The organism is Paenibacillus sp. FSL E2-8871 (assembly GCF_038000345.1).
Classification (GTDB): domain Bacteria; phylum Bacillota; class Bacilli; order Paenibacillales; family Paenibacillaceae; genus Paenibacillus_AQ.
On sequence record NZ_JBBOBV010000001.1, the window covers coordinates 2,043,005 to 2,061,407 of the forward strand.

Here is an 18,403-nt window from a genome sequence, read left to right on the forward strand (position 1 = left end):
AGTGATGTTAATACACCAGTTTAGGGTAGAGGTAGCCGATCCAGAAAAGCAAAATAACATAAACGGTGGATCCGGATAAAAAGTACCAGTCGGACCGCTTCATTTTCAAATAAGATAACTTGATCTTCTTCACTTTCTTATTATTCAGACCGTAGCTAAATCCCCTAGTCTCAAGCGCCTCGATCGTGGTCCGGGATCGTTTAGCGGTGTTTAGCATGAGTGGATAAAAAGCCAGGATCACAATGCGCAAATAATACGTTACTGTTCTCCAATACAACAAACCATGTTGCAGCGGTCTTTGCCCTCTCAGTCTGAAGGATAACAAAATCTGATGGAATTCCTCCAATAACGTAGGCAAAATACGATAACCATAAGATAAGCTGAAAGCAAATGTATCAGGAATCCCTAAGGATAGCAGGCCGTCGCTAAGTCTTTCCGGATCGAGACTGGAGAACACCGTAATACTCGCTAGTGATATCACTGAGAGCTTAAGTGTCAGCGTCAACATAGGCAGCAACGATTCAATTCCTCCGCCGAAAAAGAGAGACAGGATGAACATCCACCCAATTTGGCTGATTAATCCCAGACACAATATAAAAATAATATATGGGCTGACTCGGGAGAGGACAGTCGTTAAGACCATAAGCAAGAACATCCCTAACAGAACTGTACGGTTATGTACAAACCAAGGCACAATGGCAAAGAATATATACCAAAGTAGCAGCGTTCGCGGGTCGAGCATTCCCAGAAAAGTACTGCTGCTGTTATAAGCAGTCCCTAAGAGTTCCAGTTTAATTTGTTCTACAGATATACGGTCAAGTGCCCGTTTAACAGCTTCCATGGATTGCAGCTACCTCCTTTTTCACTTCCACTAGACCTACGAATTCCTCTAAGCTGCTGCAAATGCGGGGCAGGCCGAGCATACGACTCAGCTCCATCAATTGCGTCTGAGCCAGACCCGCACGCCGTAATAGTAGTCCGTCAGCGAAGATTTCATCTTTCGTTCCGTCAGCAATAATCCTGCCTTGATGCATAACGATAATCCTGGTCGCCCATTCAGACACAAGCTGCATATCATGTGTCGCGATCACCACTGTCTCAACATGACTGCGAAGTGTATCCAGCACATGAACCATTTCCTGTTTGGTCGAAATATCCAGATTCGCCGTTGGTTCATCGAGCAGCATGACGGCAGGACGAACAGCGGCACCAATGGCTAGCGATACTCGGCGTTGCTGCCCTCCACTAAGAAGTCGAGCGTCACGTTCTGCTAATTCATTAAGCCGGAATGCTTTTAGCATTTCTTCAACTCTCTCTTCTATGACTGATAACTTCCGTGCCTTCAAATAATAAGCAATTTCTTTGCGTACTGAATCCTCAATAAACATTTCCTCCGGGTTCTGAAATACGTATGCTACGGTACTGGAGAGACGCTCGGGTGGCAGACCGTTCACGGTCATCCCTTTCACATTTACGGTTCCAGCTGTAGGTCTGACAATTCCAGCAATCAGCTTCATTAAAGAAGACTTACCCGCTCCGTTGTTGCCAATAAGAGCGATAGACTCACCCTGCCGCAGATCTAGTTGAACACCATTCAAGACAGGATGCATCGTCTTATGAATCGTACGATATGAGAGGTGTACGTTCTCCATCTGAACGACACTCTTCTCTTCCCGAATTACAGTAAGGGACTGCTCCTTCATATAGTCAGATGGATCATTTCTCTGCATCGCATCCTGCCGTAATATCATGTGGGCGTTCCCTTCTTCAGCACTCAAGGGAAGTAATTGGGTTAGCGGCGCATCAGATTGCAACAGCCAAGCTGCCCGAGTCACATCGGGGGGATAAATACCCAGCTCCAGCAGTTCTTTTACAGATGACAAAGCTTCACGCACCGGCTTCTGCCAGCACATTCTCCCCTTATCCATCAGGACAACATGCTTACAATAGTCTGCAATAAATTCCGCATGATGTTCGATCACTACAATGGTCTTCCCATGCTCCTCATTCAAACGACGCAAAATATCATAAATATGGCGGGCATGCTGCGGATCCAGCTGAGCTACCGGTTCATCAATGACCAGAATTTCCGGATCCATCGCTAGTGCTCCGGCTAAAGCGAGCAAATGTTTTTGCCCGCCACTCAATTGCCAGATGAATTCATTTCTTAAATCACTAAGTCCGGTTAGTGCCAGTGCTCGCTCTCCCCGCTCCTTGTAATCGGCAAATCCATAATTGAGTGGTGTAAACGACACATCATCAAGAACCGTCGGACGCACCAATTGATTCTCAAAATCCTGATAAACATACCCTATATGCTTGGAAAGCTCCGCTACACTTTTCCCATCCGCCGGTTGTCCACAGATCGTCGCCTCTCCAGTGAAGTCCCCTGTGTAATAATGAGGAATCAGGCCATTAAAGCATTTACACAGCGTGGATTTTCCCGAACCATTACTACCTATAATGGCAATGAAATCTCCTTCTTCTAGCCGCAAGGATACATCTTGAAGTACAGGTTGTTCGGCTCCTGGATAAGTAAAGGTGACTCCGTTCAGTTCGAGTATCGAATTACGCATCTACTTGACCCGCTTCCTGTCTTTTACGTGCTGAACGCCGAATCAGGGATATAATCGCTGTTGCTGCAACAATTGCCGCTACCAGCATACTCAGCCAGATTAAGCTCTCTTCATTGGACTCTGCCCATGCAAACTCAAAGTCACCAAAGTTCCATCCGGATTCCGAGAGTAATTCCGATCCAAGCGCAACCATGACCAGAAGCGTTCCAAAAATGACGAGCTTAGGAGATAACCAAGCCCCTGTTGCATAATTCATGTTCCGTTCACGCGGCTTCATACCAAGCAAAGGTTCGATTTTCCCATATAAACGTGGAACCAGATACATGGTAGGAATTAAGGCAAACAAGATACCGGAGAAGAGTACATCATTCAAAAAGCCAACTCCCTCGATTACAACGATACTCTCTGCCAGACCTTTAACAGCTTCAAGCTCTTCTACACCCACCCATACTTTCACTATATCCACAACAGAGCTGAAGAACTGGTGAATCGCTACGCCAGTAATCGCCGCCACTCCAACCTGTCTACGATTCTTCGGATCAGATACCATACGGCCAGCAGTATACATCGCCAATGAGAAAGTGATGAATTTCTCCAATTCGCCCAGCCCACCAAATTGACCTAACATTAGTTCCCCGAAGATCACTTCACCTACAGCTGCCCCAATAGCCGCATACAATGGATGGAACAGCATACATAAGGTCAAAGGAATGAAAGCGAAATATTCAATCGATAATTCAATGGGGCCTAGTTTGATCCCAGGCACAAGCTCCGTAAACATATTGGACAAGCCATAAAGCGACATCGACAGTACAAAAATCATCATTTTTTGTGACTGGGTCAGCGTGTAGCGTGTTTTTATCGTACTCATGAATATTTGGCCTCCCTACAGGAATTTATCTTTATTATAAGAAGGCCATGTCAGCACAACTTTTACCAATTGTTAAATGGGAGTAATATTTTTTTCAGTATTTTTAACGTTGTAAAAATATTTACAACATCTTCGCACGTTATATTCTATTTATTGCTTCATATTAGGAGGAATGAGAGATTGTATAAGGATTGGAATCGTCGCGCTTTCTCACCAAATCAACGAATTATTGCTGACTTCATTCAAAAAAATGAGCAACGTGTGGTCTACATGACCGAACAGGAAATGGCAGATGAGCTTCAATTAAGTATCGCCTCCGTCTCACGGTTCTGGAAAGCGGCTGGATACAAGCATGCCAAGGATTTCAAGAGCCGACTCCGTTTCCGCTTCGAGTCTACACCTTCCATAAAAATGCGTGATGCCATGCAAAGATCGGATGATAGTTCACTCCCTCATGTGCTGCTGGACAATTGCTTACATCATCTGCAAGAAACACGCCGCTATTTAAGCGACGAGGCGCTGCAACATGCGATAGAAGCACTATCTGGGGCTCACATTGTCTATGTATATAGCCCTGGTCCATGTGCTGGACTGGCAGAGCTGATGATCTATCGTATGGCACGTTTTGGAATACAGATGAAAAAAATGGCCCCCAGCGGTCACGAACTGCTAGAGACCTTAATGCATGCTGATCAAAAAGATGTATTGCTTGTCTTTGGATTCGTTCAACTGTTACCTGAAATCGAAGTGATTCTGGACCATGCACGTGAAGCTAATTACCAGGTCATCCTGATCACCGATAGACTCGTGTATCCTCGATCCCAAGATGCAGACATTGTACTGTATGCCGGAAGAGGTGAGGTTTGGGAGTTTCACTCCATGGTCGGTCCCACGTATATTATCGAGAATCTGATTCTTGGGGTAGGCTTAGTAAACAGGGAGAGTAGTCTGAGTAAGCTGGACAAATTGCAGCAGCTAAGGGCGCAATATGGAGGGAAGCTTCCAAGGAGCTAGGTTAAGCTATAAAGAAACGGAGTGATTGCTAAAATAGGACCATGGAAATCATGAATAATTTACCTCCTTTTACAAACACTACGAAACAAAAGGAGGCTGATGTTTCATGTGTCAACGTTTTTCTCTGGCGGCCGAACTACAAGACATTAGGGATCATTTTGAAATCAAACGGGTGATGTACTACTATAAAGACCGCTATAATATTAGTCCCACACAGGATATGCCTGTCGTATTACAGCAGGATGGTGAGCGAATTCTGGATGAGTTCCGCTGGGGCTTCGTTCCTTATTGGGGTAAAGATGCGATCAATGCGGATCTCCGAAATGTGCATCAGAATCCAACCTATCGCAAGATGGTGGACAAGCAGCGCTGTATTATCCCTTGTAATGGATTTTACTATTGGAAAAAAGAAGGCAAAAAGACTTATCCAGTTCGGGTAGTCATGAATAATCGCAGTATGTTCGGAGTGGCTGGTCTATACGAAATTTGGCGGGATACGCGCGGGGAGCCTCTTCGCACCTGCTCTCTGGTCATGACAGATGCCAATCCACTGATTAGCGAATTTGAGAGCCGGATGCCGGCGATTTTATCCCCACAGGATATCACTCGATGGCTTGATGAGGAGACAAATGATCTGGAAGCACTGAATCCGATTCTGCGGCCTTATTCAGCAGATGAAATGCAGGTGTACCCGGTCACACCAATGATTAGTAACAACAGGAATGACTCGGCTGATTGTATTCGGGAAATGGATCTGAAGGGATCCTGGGTAAAGCCTTGAGATGATAGCAGAATTGGATTAGATGCTCTAAAAATGAAGCAGCGGTGCTAGGGCTGAGAATTAAAACCTTAGCACATCGCTGCTTTAATTGCTTATCATTTCTATTGGCTCTTCATCCAATTACATGCTCAAGAGTTCAGTTCGAATTTATATTGTTCAAGCTTTTCAAAAACACCATCCACCCATTCAGGATCATCTCATAACTTAGAATTGTTAAACTTTCTAACCGCAGGATGACCCGTTGTGATAGTATCTACACCATCCTTGTACAAAGTACAAATCAACAATTTCTAATGACTTATTTACAGATTGAACTAACAGTTTGCAAGTCATCCCAGACCAGCCCCTTCCTTCTCCACCTTCCCTATAAACTCATCCATCTCTTTCCTCGTTCTCAGAATAACAACCTCTTTACGTCCTTTAATCTGCTCAAGTTTCTTTATAGTGTTCACTCGACCTTTTTTTCTATAATTCCAAACCCATTTCACAAAATCCCAATCTAATTTTTCTGGGCATTCTTGATTCATATCCGGTCTGGAATTCTTGTGATATATAATTCGTCGTTTGATAATTCGGTAGATGCATAGAAGTCTAGGCATATCTAAGAAAATTATTAAATCGGCTTTGATAATTCGGATATCCATCGTTCTTGAATAGTTACCATCCATGATCCAATGCTCTTCATTGATAAATTGTTCGACAATATTATTCCACTCTTCATTTGGTTTAGGAACCCAGTCGGCATTCCAGTAATAGGTATCCAAATGTACAACAGGGAGATCAAGTATGTAATGTAGTTTGCGAGACAAGGTAGATTTGCCCGATCCAGCAGATCCAATGACTAGTATTCGGTTCATAGGTTCTCCTTTCGCAAAAAAAACACTAACAGGACGTTAGTGCCTTCCAAGAGTTATTATTTTGAAATTTTTATAGCTTAAATCGATTTCAGAAAATCCTTAACAGCCTGCGTCTTCTTATCCCCGTTCTTCTCCAGTAGCATCAAAAATTCTTCAAGCTGGATCAGTAGTGGGCTGGCTTCAATCTGCTCTGGCCCCGCTTCTGACAATGTATTCTCGTATGCAATTGCCGCTTCTTCACTCATCACTTGCGTTATCTTATCAAAGAGCGGAGAGTTTTGGGTACCGTTAAACACATATTCTTTGGCTACGTTATAGGCTTCCTTAATAGCTATTGTACGGTTGGAAGACTTATAGGTTGACAAAAAATCTTCATATGCCATAGCCCGTTCTATGACCTTGTACCAGTTGATCAGCAAAGTTCCGTTCACAGCAGAGGGTTGCTCAGACTCAGTAGCCATCAGCTCGATATAGGCTTGCAAATCTTTGGAGACGTAAGGTTTGAACACTTTGAAGCTTTTGTATTGAATGATTGGATAAAAGCGTCCGCCACCCAATACAAGCTTATAGTCCATGGCAGTCAAGTCCTGTAGAACAACACGGGTCTGGGACTGCTTCACCTTGGATCGAGCCAGCACCATTGACATGCCTGGAGTATAAATATCTTTGATATCTTGTTGAATAGCAGGCGTATTCATTCGTTTGATTGCTGTAGGTAGATAAGCTTTCAGGGCATTTTCCAAATGTAAAACGGCTAAATTAGCCTCTGCTGGCGTCATCTCATCAATACGATTGACTAAGGTGGCTTGGGCCAGACTGAGAGATGAAGGTTTCTTCACTCTTTGCTCAAACAAACTAAAAGCAGAAGAAGACTTAACAACCGCTGCTTTTGACCGCTGTGGGACGGCAAAGGAAATGGCAAGACCGATACTGGTCAAGAACAGGATTAAGCCGAGAGGGGCAGCAATGCTTTTCATAAAAATTGATCGTTCCATGGTACAGCTCCTTCCAGGGTAGACTGAGACAATGAATCGATCTTAAAAATATCATTAAATGGAAAATAATTCAATGATCATGTCAAAATCAAACATCACCATTATGCCGCTCTAGAATTATCCAAGCATAGCAGCTTGTCGTTTGTATTGATCCTCCAGTACTAAACAAGCCATAGCCTCTACGACAGGTACGATTCTCGGACAAATACATGGATCATGTCTGCCTTCGGTGCGTATCTCTTGTTCTTCCCCTTTGATGTTAGTCGTTTGCTGTGGCACAGAGATGGACGAAGTAGGCTTTACACTGATCCGAAATACGATTTCTTGTCCTGTGCTAATCCCCCCGATGATTCCTCCGGAATGATTAGTTAGAAAACCATCGCTATTCCTCGCATCATTATGCTCACTCCCCAGCATCGTTGCTGCTTCGAAGCCAGCTCCAAATTCTATCCCTTTAACAGCGCCAATGGACAGCATAGCTTTCGCCAGTTCTGCATCCAATTTATCAAAGACCGGCTCTCCAAGACCCGGAACCACGCCACGAATACGGCATTCTACAATGCCACCACAGCTATCCCCAATCTCGGCTAACCCCTCAATTTTTTTAATCATTTTGTCAGCTGCAATTGGATCACAGGCACGGACAGCGTTTTGTTCAATCACACCCTCATCGAAGGATTCACATCTTATGCCTCCGATTTCTTGTGTGTACGCTACTACCTGTACGCCTCTTCTCTCTAACAACTTACGAGCTATCGCACCTCCGGCCACTCTTGCCGCAGTTTCTCTACCTGAAGCACGTCCGCTACCGCGATGATCCCGAATGCCGTATTTCTCTAAATAAGTAAAATCGGCATGGCCCGGACGAAAAGCGTCCTGGATCTCGCTGTACGCTTCTGGTCTCATATCGTGGTTTTGAAGAACTACAAAGAGCGGTGTACCTGTTGTTTTCCCCTCAAATACTCCAGATTGTATGTGGACAACATCATATTCTTTACGAGGAGTAGTCACTGAAGATTGGCCCGGTTTTCTCCGATCCATCTGTTTCTGTATATACGCTTCGTTAATCTCGACGCCTGGTGTTACACCATCCACTATGACCCCTACCGACACACCATGTGATTCACCGAAGGTTGTAATTTTGAACACTTCACCGAATGTATTTCCTGCCATTATATATGCACTCCTTATTTAGTATTGGACCTGTACGCCTAACGCTGACAAACGGTCAAAATAATCTGGACAGGTCTTGGAGACACAACCAGGGTCGATAATCTGAATATTCTCAATCTTCAAGCCGATTAAAGAAAGCGCCATAGCCATCCGGTGATCGTCATGAGAATTTAGTAAAGCTGGGAGTGGCTGACCCGGATATACCGTTAGACCATCCTCAAACTCTTCCACACGTATTCCGGTCTTACTTATTTCTTCACATATCGCGGCTATCCGATCACATTCATGATGTCTGATATGTGCGGCATCCTTTAGAGTGATTGGACCATCTGCAAAAATAGCCATAGCAGCCATTGTTAGTGTTTGATCCGACCACTTCTTCATACTCACTGTGTATCCACCCTTAAGCCGTGGGACACCTTGTACTTCAACAAAGTTCTCCCCACGAACAACGGTACAGCCCATTACCTCCAGAACGTCTAAGAACTCGATATCAGGTTGACTTGTATTGCTAGCATTGATCCCTTCAATTCGTACACGTCCTGCCGTAAGTGCAGCTACCGCCCAAAAGTAACAGCATGTGGATACATCAGGCTCTAAAGTGATCGTGTGACCTTGATACTTTCCTGCAGGAACCGTTATCGATTGACCGTCCTGAGATGCTTCTGGTTTTACACCAAAGGAGGCCATCATAGTAAGGGTCATCTCTACATAGTCTCTTTGCACAACTTCTCCATCAATATACACGGTTACCGGTTCTTTGGCATACGGTGCGGCTAGCAGTAATCCACTTATAAATTGACTTGAAGTGGAGCCGGGCATGGTTGCCTTTCCTCCTTGCAGACCTTTTGCCTCTAATGTAAAAGGTAAACAACGGTCGGCTTGTTTATACTCAAATTGTGCACCCAGGGTTGTTAATGCATTGAGTAATGGCGCGAGTGGCCGCTCACAAAGCCGTTTACTTCCATTCATTGTCCAAGTGCCAGTCCCTGCCGCGAGTGCAGCCGGTAAGAATCTCGCAACCGTACCTGCCGCTCCTACATATAGCTCACCAGTCGGATTCGGCCAGTTGCCGCCACTTCCATCCACAACAGCTGTCTCTTCTTCTATCACAACGGGAATCCCCAGTTTTTTTAATGATTCAATACACCAGTAAGAGTCATCACTTCTTAATATTCCCTTTATTTCTGAACGTCCATCAGCTAAAGCAGCGATTACCAAGGCCCGATTCGTCAGACTTTTGCTTCCTGATATGGTTATCGTCCCATTGATTACCGCTTTCGCTGGGCTAATCTTCACTATGTGTTTATCGCTATTCGTTGACCATGGAGAACGTGCTTCTAAGTCCGGTTGATTGAATTCCACTTCATCCACCCCTTTGAATTATTCCTCTAGCCTGATTATAATGAATGAAATGAAATAAATGAAATTGGATTTTTACCATAATGATATAGAGGTGATCTATACCACATGTTCAACTTGGAGTGGTATCGTATTTTCTGGCAAACGGCACGTCATCGAAATTTAACAAAAGCTGCAGGGGAACTACATATTACACAGCCTTCTGTGAGTTATGCCATTAAACAAATGGAAGAAGCCTTAGGGCTGAAGCTGTTTCACAGGCTGTCCAAAGGTGTAGAGCTTACAGAAGAAGGACGAGCGCTATTTGAATATGTGGAGCAATCCTTTTTCATGCTGGATTCTGCACAGAAGCATCTGGAGAGCTTGAAGCAGTTAAATGAGGGAGAAATACGAATCGGAGCCAGTGATTATCTGATCAAGCACCTTTTGTTGCCGCAGTTGAATACCTTTCATAGCACATACCCAGGTATACGAATTCGTCTCTCTCATGGGAAGACGCCAGACATCACTAAGCGTTTAAAAGATGGTGAGATCGACTGTGCCTTTGTCCATATGCCGCTTCACGATCCACTGCTAAATATACAGACGCTGGCTGTGTTAGAGGATTGTTTTGTAGTAGGTGAAGCCTATCAAGGATTAGCTAGTCGTTCACTTACCATGAGAGAAGTGTCAGAGCTGCCTTTAATCTTATTTTCTCAAGGGAGCAGTACTAGAGTATTTGTTGAACAATGGTTTGCGACTAAGGGATTATCGGTAATTCCAGATATTGAATTGGGGAGCATAGAACTGCTAGCAGAGTTCGCTAGATTAGGGTATGGGGCAGCTTTTATCAGCCGTTCTTTCGTGCAAGAGGATCTTCATAGTGGAAAGCTTCATGAGTTGAAGTTAGAAGATCCGCTTTTACCTCGCAGTATAGGTTTTGCAGTACGACGGGATCGAAAGCTGTCTATTGCGGCTGAGCAATTTGTTCAGATGATTGGGGCCCGGCTATCTGAGGGTTTATAATTCTTTGACTAAAAAAGCAAAAAACATCGGGAATCCCGATGTTTAATTCATTCCTAAAGCTTCTTTAATTTGCGGGATAGATAAACCGTTTGTTTTCATCTCTTTGATCCAAAGAATGCGTGCGACGGTTTTCTCTCTTTTATATCTGCGTGTTAAATTCTCCTCGGCCTGTTCAAAGGGAAGCATGCCTTCTTCTGTGTAATGTTTGAGTGTACTATAACGAGAGTTTGTGATTCTTACCAATTCACCTATAGATACATACTCTGAAGCCAAAATATTCTCCATGGAGCGTTGTCTAGACATTGATTACCAACTCCTTTACAGCGGGCGCTTCGGAACAAGACGCACACCTTGGATTGGCACTTTCATCATTACAAAATGCGGGATCGCATCGTATAACAAATTATCAATTTTAAGGGTCGCAATCGATCCTCTCTCCATCACCTTAACTTCATGTCCATAGGACAATAATCTTGTAATAACTGCGTCTAGTCTTTGATTAGGATTATCAAACCAAGACTCTGTTTCTATAAAGACAGCTCGCGATGGCTCTAGGGCAGGGAATAAAAGATTGATGCTACTACCGATAAAAGTCTTCGCAAACTTTGTCTTCAATTCTAAAAAGCGTTTGATTCCCAGCTCAATTCCATGGCGAATTTGTATTGGAAGCAATGCCTTTGCCCATACATTACTTTGGTATAGATCATGTAGTTTGATATTTACCTTTTCTATTTCATTTAGCGAGAAGAAATCATGCATGCATCCACATTCACGAAGCAGCCACAGCATACAAATGACCTCATCCGTTACTGAACCCTCTTCCAAAATCTCTGCGCGAATGTTCTCTGTAATGCTTGAGTACGCCTCCATATTACTGCGATACGCTCTAACTTCAACTTCGGCAGTATCAAAATACATGTCGCTCCCTAACAGACTTGGGATATCTTCAAGCAAATCCATTGCTTTAAGATAATCTGAAATCGCGGTCTCGAACTTTTTTAATTGTTTGTTAGACAGCGTGGAGGCCTTTTTTACCCACCAATTAAGATCTCCATTCACTTCAGCATGTTTATGAAGCAAGGGTTGCAGAACCGTTTCTCTATAAAGTGTTGAATGAGATTGATCAAGTTTTTCCTTGGGCAAAATCAACTTGTTCTCAGATTGTGTAATACATCCCTCTAAGTAAAGCTCCAATATAACGGCTGCTGCCATGCTGCGTAAAGACACTTTCTTAACAGTAGTCATATGAAGACTTCTCTGTCCATTAAGTGCGAGCAATGAAAAACTTGGTGCTAATTTTAAATCCATCATAACCATCCACCCCTATCCATAAATTCTTATTTACTGGATGATATTTATTCCGTATGGTGAGCGTTTTGGTCTACTTACTACTTACTACTTATCACTTACAATACTCTACATTTACATTATTTTCAAGTGTTCTTGGATTAATTAAATAAAACCCCAACTTGTAATCGGAGACTACTAAAAGAACGGACAATCATATCCTTTTTAGCAAAAAAAGCCAGATCGTCAAGCAATTAATTATATGCTTGACGACCTGGCCTTTAATTTAAAAATAAACCAATATTTTCTTTTATGTATGTCCTTAAGTTAGTAATATTCCGCACTGCGGTACAAAGTTATTTTTTTTTCATATTATAAAATAAGACCCGCAGTGAAAGGAATTTAAACTCATGGAATATTTGAATATGCTGGCTAAATTAGGTGTTGGAAATGCTCATCCTGGAGGGTTTACAGCAACTTTAAAGCAATTTGAACAATACCCTCTACTAACTGCCTCCCGAATCCTTGAAGTTGGTTGTGGCACTGGTAGAACAGCTTGTTATTTAGCTGCGCAAGGTCATGATGTAATAGGTATAGATATTCAATCAGATATGATCTCAAAAGCAAAAATACGGGCTGAAAAAGAGAATTCTTCAATTCAATTCTTAGTAGGCGACGCAAGTTCGCTTCCTTTTCCTAACGAGTCATTTGATGTGATTCTTGTTGAGTCTGTATCCATTTTTACGGATACAGAAAAGGCATTCTCGGAATATTATAGGGTTCTGCGGACTGGAGGCAAGCTTTTTGACAGAGAAATGATTCAATATAAACCTATGTCTACAGAAATTAATCAAATGATTAGTACATTTTATCATGTTAAGAATCTGTGGGACTTTAATGATTGGTCAGCATTAGTAAACACTATGGGATTTTATCATTCACAGATAGATGGTCCCTTCTTGTTTCCTAAATCAAGTGAGGATCTTACAGAGCATCCGGACAATTATCAACAAATGGATGCAGATTCCTTTCTTGACCACACGATTTGGGAAGTGATCAGTCAGTACAATAGTATAATGGACCGTTATCATGAATACATCGGATTTATTCTCGTAATTGGAACGAAATAAAGGATTAGCCTGCCCAACAACATTTGCGAAAAAAGAACAATAGCCTTGTAACAGTGACTATTGTTCTTTCTGATAGCCTGCTATTATACAAAGAAACAAGCAGATAATATAATTACCAATAAGATATAAAGAACCAAAATTTCTCCAGTAGAAGTAAATCTGCCTCCAACTCCACAGCTCATTGATTATCCCCCCTTTTACTTCTTAAAACATAATATGCACTGCTATTCTAAATGTATGGATTATAACCTAATTAACACGAAGGAAAAATACGGTTATATCCTAATCATTGTGATGTAATAAAATCATTCAAAAAATAGTTGTAACTAACTAAAAAACAAATTGACTCAATAAATAAACACGTGTTATATTTTTCTTACAGGTGGTATAAAAACTTATACTCCTTTTATAAAAGTTCCAACTATGCAGTTCGAAGCGGAGAAATTACTCATGAAAGAAAACGGGAACGATTTACTACGTATTTTGGAAGCCCTGTCCAATCCCTATCGTCTGCGCATCATTGCGTCGTTGAAGGATAGACGGAAATATGTCAGTGAGCTTGCTCGGGAAATCGGTATAAGTCGGCCTTTGCTGTATTTACATCTACAGAAGTTAGAAGGAGCCGATTTGGTATCCGGCAGCTTAGAGTTATCAAATGACGGAAAGGCGATGAAGTTCTATGAGCTAACGGATTTTAATATCCTACTCTCGCCGGAAATAATTGCGAAATTGGTCCCAACATTAAGTGTCAAAGTTTCTCAAACAGATGATGAATAATAGGAGGTCTATCCATGAATCAAGACAGCGGAAGTTTATATGGTTATTTCGGAATGGCATTCGGATTCGGAATTCTCGTTCTGGGGGTAATTGTTGCACTCGTAGTCACTATTCAGAAGTCTAAGACCAAACGTTTCGCAACCCAAAACGCATATTCGATCAATTTGGAGGATGAGTTCCGCAAGCTGACGGGAAGCTTTTCCGTCATGCAGCACGAAATCAAGGATAGACAAGACAAATCATCTGAGGAATTGTCGCAAATTCGAACCCGCATCGAAAAAATTGAAAAGATTCTTAGTGAGGTAGAATAAACGGCGGAATTGCAACAATCACCCCTGTAAAGGCCCATCCGATAAGATATGATGGGCCTTTGTTATATCCTTCATTAACTTCAGTAAGCCTTGAACAGCACCGCACGTTCCCTTCTTTATCATCAAAACAGCACAAAATATCATGCACTGCTTCCCTTTCCACCTTAAACTGTAGAAAAAAGGAGGGAACAGGATGTTAACGATTTCCGTTCATACACTGGATTTGAAAGGAACAAGCTATGAAATTGGGTATAAGCTAGGCAATATTATTTCAGAAAATACAGCACACAAGATTGCTTACACTCGTAAACTCGAAGGCTTTGGTCTAACAGAATATAAAGACGCTGTCAAACTATTCGATGAGTGGTGCCCAGGCATTTCAGAAGAAATTGTTGGCTTTGCCGATGCATTAAAGGTTAATACCGAGCAAATCGCTTACTACGCCATGACGTATCTGCTGCCGCGATGCAGTCAGATTGCCTTGCTGCCAAATATGACAACACAGAACAAGCCATTGTTAGCTCGCAACTATGAATTCAATCATCAGATCGAGGATTTTGTGTTAGTCAGAACCTCAGTAACAGGTAAATATACGCACATGGGCACAAGTACAATGAGCTTTGGGAGAGACGACGGTTTTAATGAGCACGGACTTGCTGTTACAATGAGTGCTTGCGGCTTTCCTGTCGGGGCTGTGCCCTTTTTGCGTGCACCTAAAGTAAAAGGATTACATTTCTGGGCGGCCATTCGGGCGTTACTGGAAAATTGTAAAAATGTCGAAGAATCACTGTATTATTTAAAAGAGATGCCTATCGCCTGTAATGTCAATTTGATGCTGCTAGATAAAAAAGGGAATGCCGCCTTGTTTGAAACGATGAACGGCATGCAAGCGACGAAGCAAATTAGTCCAGCTTCGCAAGAGCAGTTCCTCTGGGCTACCAATCATCCAGTCCTTCCACCATTAGTTCGTTATGAGCCCCAGGCTGCCATTCATTCTTTACGGCGAGGGGAGTGGATCGCTTCACAACTGAAAGGAGCAACAGCTATGACGAACGAACATCTAAAGGAGATGCTGTTGTCCAAATACCCGAATGGGCTGTGCAGTCATTATTATGAGGATTACTTCGGTACAACCAAAAGCATGGTGTTCTCCCCCGCAGACGGTATAATTGAGCTATGTTGGGGCGGCAGAGCGGAAAATGGCTGGCAGACTTATGATTTAAAACAAGCTATACCAGACTCCACAACAAATATCCAGATTTGTATGGAGAGCGCGGACAAAGCTATGTTCGATTATCACTCTTTACTTTGAACAGTTGACCGATGGAGGGATTCAAATTGGACTATCGACTGGCGTTAGAGCAAGCGATAATCTATATTGAAGACATGCTTGGCGAAGCGATTAAAGTAGAGGATGTTGCACGGGCAGCAGGCTATTCCTACTATCATTTGAACCGCCAATTCACCGCTATATTAGGGGAAAGCATCGGCAGCTATATTAAGAAACGTCGACTGGCCAATGCTGCAAAAGCTTTGCTTTACACAAACAAAAGAATTATAGATGTTGCGCTAGACAACGGCTTTGAGTCCGCCGAGTCTTTTAGTCGTGCGTTTAAATTCATATATAAGGTCAGCCCGCAGGAATACCGTATCAATCGACTGGACACCTTCATTGCTTCCAAGACTAAACTGCACGCTAATTTATTGGAGCATCTAACTTGCAATGTTACCGTACACCCTACCATTGTAAAACTCCCAGAGACGAAGGTCGCCGGAATACGTGGAGAAACAACGCTCAAGGATAACAAACTAGCCGAACTGTGGCAGAAATTCAACAATATTTCTACTCAAATTCCCCATCGTTCACTTAATGGACGAGGATTTGGCATCTGCGAGGCCTGTCATGAAAACAGCCTATACTCCATGAGTGATGAGGTGCTATTTACAGAGGTCGCTGGCATCGAAGTGGATTCTTTTGAAGGACTTCCTGCAAAATTTGTGCAAAAGGTAATTCCAGAGGGGCGTTACGCCGTATTCACTCACACTGGTACACTGCGCACGCTTCCCCAAACGTTCCATTATATTTTGGGAACGTGGTTCCTTAACACGAAAGAGGAAATGGACGAGCGTGAGGATTTTGAGCTATACGATCAACGATATTTAGGATATGATCATCCTGATTCCAAAGTAGATCTGTACATTCCGATCAAATAAAAATCATGACCCCCTAGAGAATTATTGGATGATAGCGCGGCTTAGACCAAACTGCAAAAGCCCAAGCGTTGAACACGCCTGGGCTTCTATTTATAGGTAAATGTGGTCTTCAGATATTATTAGTGAATCAACAACACACAGCACTCCACATGCCTAATATCCCTATACTGTCATTGGATTGAATTCATTAACTCGTAGAAATATTTAGGTTCCTGAGTTTTATTAAGACGATACCAAGCGTCTAATGTTTTTGGAGAAAATACATCTAGCGCTTTTAAAACATGAACAGAAAATTCTAATGGAGCTACTCCGGATGCGGTGATCAATTTCCCATCGGTGACAGCAGATTCCACTTTGTAATATTCTTCGCCCGTGTAAGAATGGCAAATCATTTTAAGGTAGGCCAAATCATTGCTTGTGTGACAACGTGAATCTAACAATCCTGCTTGAGCAAGTCCTAAGGTAGCACCGCAAATTGCTCCAACTACTATCCCTTCCTTTAAACACATCTCGGCAATTTTTAATATAGGCACGTGAATAGCTTCTGTCCATGTATTTCCACCAGGTAAAATCAGTGCATCTACGCTTTTAATGCTGCACTCATCCACTTTAATGTCAGGCATTATTTTCAATCCGCCCATTGTAGTTACCGGAGTCTTTTCTATCCCAACGGTGACTATTTTTGCTGGAGCCAGCCCCTGTCTGAAGTGTCTTCCAGAGTTCAGTTCGGCGGCTAAATAACCTATTTCCCAATCGGACATGGTATCAAACACATAAAGATATACTGTATTATTCATTTCTAAGTGCTCCTCATAAAGTTTATTAGGTAACAGCAACCATTCATCTTTAATGAGTGGTTATCATTATAATAAAACAACTTCACTGACATCTGCTGTCAGTGAAGTTGTTAAACTTGATAATATTCCATTAACTCTGAAGCAACCGCCACAAGTTTATTCTTTAGATTCTGTGGCTCTATAACTTGAATGGATTTCCCATAGGGAAGAATTATATACGGAACATATGTATACAGTGATTCTTCCTCAAGTAAAAAAAATGCTTGCGTTGATGTCCGCTCCTGCAAATGATGCTCCAAAAACCAATGTATGCATAAATCATCCAACGCCTCTGCCCTGCCACCAATAATTAAAGAAATTAATTCGGATTTACCTACTACATCTGGTAACAGATTTTTCATAAAAAAAGTACGCGCTGAAAAATCATTGGGACGCCTAAATGAGAATGGCGTGCGTGTGATGTTCAGAATTCGTTCTACCCGAAAGCTGCGGATCTCATTCCGCAGGTGGCAAAATGCAATTGTGTACCACTTATTGTTCCAATTAACCACGCCATAGGGGTCTATTACCCTATTTGGGGACTGCTCTTCATGACTGTTACGATAAGAAATTTCTACAGACCATTCATTTGCTACAGCGTGCTCCAATTCCTGCAATACCGGCTGAACAGCGGGGTATCCCTTGCGGTTTATTACTTCAAATCCGGCTAAATGATGGCTTAGTATACTTTCCTGCTCCTGATTCGAATACATTTTCAACTTAGATGTTGCATTCTCTAATGCCTCACTCAAAGGATATCCGGCTTCTTTTGCAAATAGGGCAGCATGAAGCAGTGTCTTTTTTTCATCAATACTAAATAGCAGAGGAGATTTGATAAAATTGTGCAGCAAGCTATACCCGCCATTGTGCCCTGTGTCGGATATGATAGGGACACCACTGGCACATAGTGCATCAATATACCGATAAACTGTTCTTATATTCATCTCTAACTTTTCCGATATCTGCTTTGCAGTCAATTTCTCTCCCGAATTCAACATCCATAGAATTTTTAGCATATTATCATTTTTTGGCATAACATAACCCTCACTTTGATTACCACTAAACTTAACTTCTAACAAGCACTTTAAGTGATTTGTTAGCTAATCCACTGTATTCCTTTATTCTGATCCTAGTAGTGTTGATACACTCCTGAATTCCTTGTTATTACTAATCAACTCCGTTAGTGTTACCGGAGTGCTCACTCCCCCACATCT

20 protein-coding genes are annotated in these 18,403 nt (G+C 42.4%); 8 read left to right on the plus strand and 12 right to left on the minus strand.

What is annotated here, in order from left to right; all coding sequences use genetic code 11:
- Positions 1-7 precede the first annotated feature (7 nt).
- The 3 genes from NYE25_RS09475 to NYE25_RS09485 are packed head-to-tail and all read right to left on the minus strand — an operon-like array spanning position 8 to position 3,447.
- The gene (locus NYE25_RS09475) at positions 8-841 is read right to left on the minus strand and encodes an energy-coupling factor transporter transmembrane component T family protein (protein WP_341145761.1); all 834 of its coding nucleotides are present in this window, start codon (positions 839-841) and stop codon (positions 8-10) included.
- Complete coding sequence (locus NYE25_RS09480; RefSeq protein ID WP_341145762.1) at positions 828-2,576, minus strand: ABC transporter ATP-binding protein; 1,749 nt, start codon at positions 2,574-2,576, stop codon at positions 828-830. Before NYE25_RS09480 ends, NYE25_RS09475 begins: the two co-directional genes overlap by 14 nt.
- Positions 2,569-3,447 carry a cell division protein FtsQ gene (locus tag NYE25_RS09485; protein WP_341145763.1) on the minus strand — a complete coding sequence of 293 codons (879 nt, stop codon included), beginning with the start codon at positions 3,445-3,447 and terminating at the stop codon, positions 2,569-2,571. Before NYE25_RS09485 ends, NYE25_RS09480 begins: the two co-directional genes overlap by 8 nt.
- Before the next feature lie 180 nt (positions 3,448-3,627).
- Between NYE25_RS09485 and NYE25_RS09490 the strand changes: the two genes are divergently transcribed.
- Together NYE25_RS09490 and NYE25_RS09495 are read left to right on the plus strand one after the other, a co-directional pair.
- The gene (locus NYE25_RS09490) at positions 3,628-4,461 is read left to right on the plus strand and encodes a MurR/RpiR family transcriptional regulator (protein ID WP_341145764.1); all 834 of its coding nucleotides are present in this window, start codon (positions 3,628-3,630) and stop codon (positions 4,459-4,461) included.
- A 106-nt stretch (positions 4,462-4,567) separates the two neighbouring features.
- Positions 4,568-5,242, plus strand: a complete 675-nt coding sequence (locus NYE25_RS09495) for an SOS response-associated peptidase (protein ID WP_341145765.1) — start codon at positions 4,568-4,570, stop codon at positions 5,240-5,242.
- Positions 5,243-5,571: 329 nt separating this feature from the next.
- Here the strand turns inward: NYE25_RS09495 and NYE25_RS09500 are convergent, their stop codons facing one another.
- The 4 genes from NYE25_RS09500 to aroA all read right to left on the minus strand — a co-directional run bounded on the left by NYE25_RS09500 (position 5,572) and on the right by aroA (position 9,632).
- Positions 5,572-6,099, minus strand: coding sequence for a DNA topology modulation protein (locus NYE25_RS09500; RefSeq protein WP_341145766.1), 528 nt, complete (start codon positions 6,097-6,099; stop codon positions 5,572-5,574).
- 77 nt (positions 6,100-6,176) lie between these two features.
- A complete protein-coding gene (locus NYE25_RS09505) occupies positions 6,177-7,094 on the minus strand; it encodes a hypothetical protein (RefSeq protein ID WP_076285389.1) in 918 nt (305 codons plus the stop codon).
- A gap of 117 nt (positions 7,095-7,211) precedes the next feature.
- Positions 7,212-8,267 (minus strand): chorismate synthase, encoded by a 1,056-nt coding sequence (gene aroC / locus NYE25_RS09510; RefSeq protein WP_042189513.1) that lies wholly within the window; start codon positions 8,265-8,267, stop codon positions 7,212-7,214.
- A gap of 18 nt (positions 8,268-8,285) precedes the next feature.
- On the minus strand, positions 8,286-9,632 hold the full coding sequence (aroA, locus tag NYE25_RS09515) for a 3-phosphoshikimate 1-carboxyvinyltransferase (protein ID WP_341145767.1): 1,347 nt from the start codon (positions 9,630-9,632) through the stop codon (positions 8,286-8,288).
- A 105-nt stretch (positions 9,633-9,737) separates the two neighbouring features.
- Here aroA and NYE25_RS09520 point away from each other — a divergent pair, with 105 nt between their 5' ends.
- Positions 9,738-10,634: a LysR family transcriptional regulator gene (locus NYE25_RS09520; RefSeq protein ID WP_341145768.1), complete on the plus strand. Its 897-nt coding sequence runs from the start codon at positions 9,738-9,740 to the stop codon at positions 10,632-10,634.
- A 42-nt stretch (positions 10,635-10,676) separates the two neighbouring features.
- On the opposite strand, the gene NYE25_RS09525 is transcribed toward NYE25_RS09520, so the two are convergent.
- Positions 10,677-10,937: a helix-turn-helix domain-containing protein gene (locus NYE25_RS09525; RefSeq protein ID WP_339796899.1), complete on the minus strand. Its 261-nt coding sequence runs from the start codon at positions 10,935-10,937 to the stop codon at positions 10,677-10,679.
- A 15-nt stretch (positions 10,938-10,952) separates the two neighbouring features.
- On the minus strand, positions 10,953-11,945 hold the full coding sequence (locus NYE25_RS09530) for a hypothetical protein (protein WP_341145769.1): 993 nt from the start codon (positions 11,943-11,945) through the stop codon (positions 10,953-10,955).
- A 386-nt stretch (positions 11,946-12,331) separates the two neighbouring features.
- On the opposite strand from NYE25_RS09530, the gene NYE25_RS09535 reads away from it, so the two are divergent.
- Complete coding sequence (locus NYE25_RS09535; protein ID WP_341145770.1) at positions 12,332-13,051, plus strand: class I SAM-dependent methyltransferase; 720 nt, start codon at positions 12,332-12,334, stop codon at positions 13,049-13,051.
- Positions 13,052-13,134: 83 nt separating this feature from the next.
- Here the strand turns inward: NYE25_RS09535 and NYE25_RS09540 are convergent, their stop codons facing one another.
- Positions 13,135-13,233 carry a sporulation protein YjcZ gene (locus tag NYE25_RS09540; protein ID WP_139328621.1) on the minus strand — a complete coding sequence of 33 codons (99 nt, stop codon included), beginning with the start codon at positions 13,231-13,233 and terminating at the stop codon, positions 13,135-13,137.
- 268 nt (positions 13,234-13,501) lie between these two features.
- On the opposite strand from NYE25_RS09540, the gene NYE25_RS09545 reads away from it, so the two are divergent.
- From NYE25_RS09545 to NYE25_RS09560, 4 genes are all read left to right on the plus strand, one after another.
- Positions 13,502-13,828 carry an ArsR/SmtB family transcription factor gene (locus tag NYE25_RS09545; RefSeq protein ID WP_341053128.1) on the plus strand — a complete coding sequence of 109 codons (327 nt, stop codon included), beginning with the start codon at positions 13,502-13,504 and terminating at the stop codon, positions 13,826-13,828.
- A gap of 14 nt (positions 13,829-13,842) precedes the next feature.
- Entirely contained in the window at positions 13,843-14,139 is a 297-nt protein-coding gene (locus tag NYE25_RS09550; protein ID WP_341053126.1) for a hypothetical protein, read from the plus strand.
- 193 nt (positions 14,140-14,332) lie between these two features.
- The gene (locus tag NYE25_RS09555) at positions 14,333-15,451 is read left to right on the plus strand and encodes a C45 family peptidase (RefSeq protein ID WP_341145771.1); all 1,119 of its coding nucleotides are present in this window, start codon (positions 14,333-14,335) and stop codon (positions 15,449-15,451) included.
- A gap of 26 nt (positions 15,452-15,477) precedes the next feature.
- Positions 15,478-16,353 (plus strand): AraC family transcriptional regulator, encoded by an 876-nt coding sequence (locus NYE25_RS09560; protein WP_341145772.1) that lies wholly within the window; start codon positions 15,478-15,480, stop codon positions 16,351-16,353.
- Between the two features lie 170 nt (positions 16,354-16,523).
- On the opposite strand, the gene NYE25_RS09565 is transcribed toward NYE25_RS09560, so the two are convergent.
- Both NYE25_RS09565 and NYE25_RS09570 read right to left on the minus strand, forming a co-directional pair.
- On the minus strand, positions 16,524-17,150 hold the full coding sequence (locus NYE25_RS09565; protein WP_341145773.1) for a type 1 glutamine amidotransferase family protein: 627 nt from the start codon (positions 17,148-17,150) through the stop codon (positions 16,524-16,526).
- Positions 17,151-17,260: 110 nt separating this feature from the next.
- Positions 17,261-18,223 carry a helix-turn-helix transcriptional regulator gene (locus NYE25_RS09570; RefSeq protein WP_341145774.1) on the minus strand — a complete coding sequence of 321 codons (963 nt, stop codon included), beginning with the start codon at positions 18,221-18,223 and terminating at the stop codon, positions 17,261-17,263.
- Between the last annotated feature and the right edge of the window lie 180 nt (positions 18,224-18,403).

Bases quoted from the DNA above. Each gene is read 5' to 3' on its own strand.
- NYE25_RS09550 (WP_341053126.1), top strand. From the start codon at position 13,843: ATGAATCAAGACAGCGGAAGTTTATATGGTTATTTCGGAATGGCATTC.
- NYE25_RS09570 (WP_341145774.1), bottom strand. From the start codon at position 18,223: ATGCCAAAAAATGATAATATGCTAAAAATTCTATGGATGTTGAATTCG.
- NYE25_RS09520 (WP_341145768.1), top strand. From the start codon at position 9,738: ATGTTCAACTTGGAGTGGTATCGTATTTTCTGGCAAACGGCACGTCAT.
- NYE25_RS09475 (WP_341145761.1), bottom strand. From the start codon at position 841: ATGGAAGCTGTTAAACGGGCACTTGACCGTATATCTGTAGAACAAATT.
- NYE25_RS09480 (WP_341145762.1), bottom strand. From the start codon at position 2,576: ATGCGTAATTCGATACTCGAACTGAACGGAGTCACCTTTACTTATCCA.
- NYE25_RS09525 (WP_339796899.1), bottom strand. From the start codon at position 10,937: ATGTCTAGACAACGCTCCATGGAGAATATTTTGGCTTCAGAGTATGTA.
- NYE25_RS09555 (WP_341145771.1), top strand. From the start codon at position 14,333: ATGTTAACGATTTCCGTTCATACACTGGATTTGAAAGGAACAAGCTAT.
- NYE25_RS09565 (WP_341145773.1), bottom strand. From the start codon at position 17,150: ATGAATAATACAGTATATCTTTATGTGTTTGATACCATGTCCGATTGG.
- NYE25_RS09495 (WP_341145765.1), top strand. From the start codon at position 4,568: ATGTGTCAACGTTTTTCTCTGGCGGCCGAACTACAAGACATTAGGGAT.
- NYE25_RS09545 (WP_341053128.1), top strand. From the start codon at position 13,502: ATGAAAGAAAACGGGAACGATTTACTACGTATTTTGGAAGCCCTGTCC.
- NYE25_RS09485 (WP_341145763.1), bottom strand. From the start codon at position 3,447: ATGAGTACGATAAAAACACGCTACACGCTGACCCAGTCACAAAAAATG.
- NYE25_RS09540 (WP_139328621.1), bottom strand. From the start codon at position 13,233: ATGAGCTGTGGAGTTGGAGGCAGATTTACTTCTACTGGAGAAATTTTG.
- aroC (WP_042189513.1), bottom strand. From the start codon at position 8,267: ATGGCAGGAAATACATTCGGTGAAGTGTTCAAAATTACAACCTTCGGT.
- NYE25_RS09500 (WP_341145766.1), bottom strand. From the start codon at position 6,099: ATGAACCGAATACTAGTCATTGGATCTGCTGGATCGGGCAAATCTACC.
- NYE25_RS09530 (WP_341145769.1), bottom strand. From the start codon at position 11,945: ATGATGGATTTAAAATTAGCACCAAGTTTTTCATTGCTCGCACTTAAT.
- NYE25_RS09505 (WP_076285389.1), bottom strand. From the start codon at position 7,094: ATGGAACGATCAATTTTTATGAAAAGCATTGCTGCCCCTCTCGGCTTA.
- NYE25_RS09535 (WP_341145770.1), top strand. From the start codon at position 12,332: ATGGAATATTTGAATATGCTGGCTAAATTAGGTGTTGGAAATGCTCAT.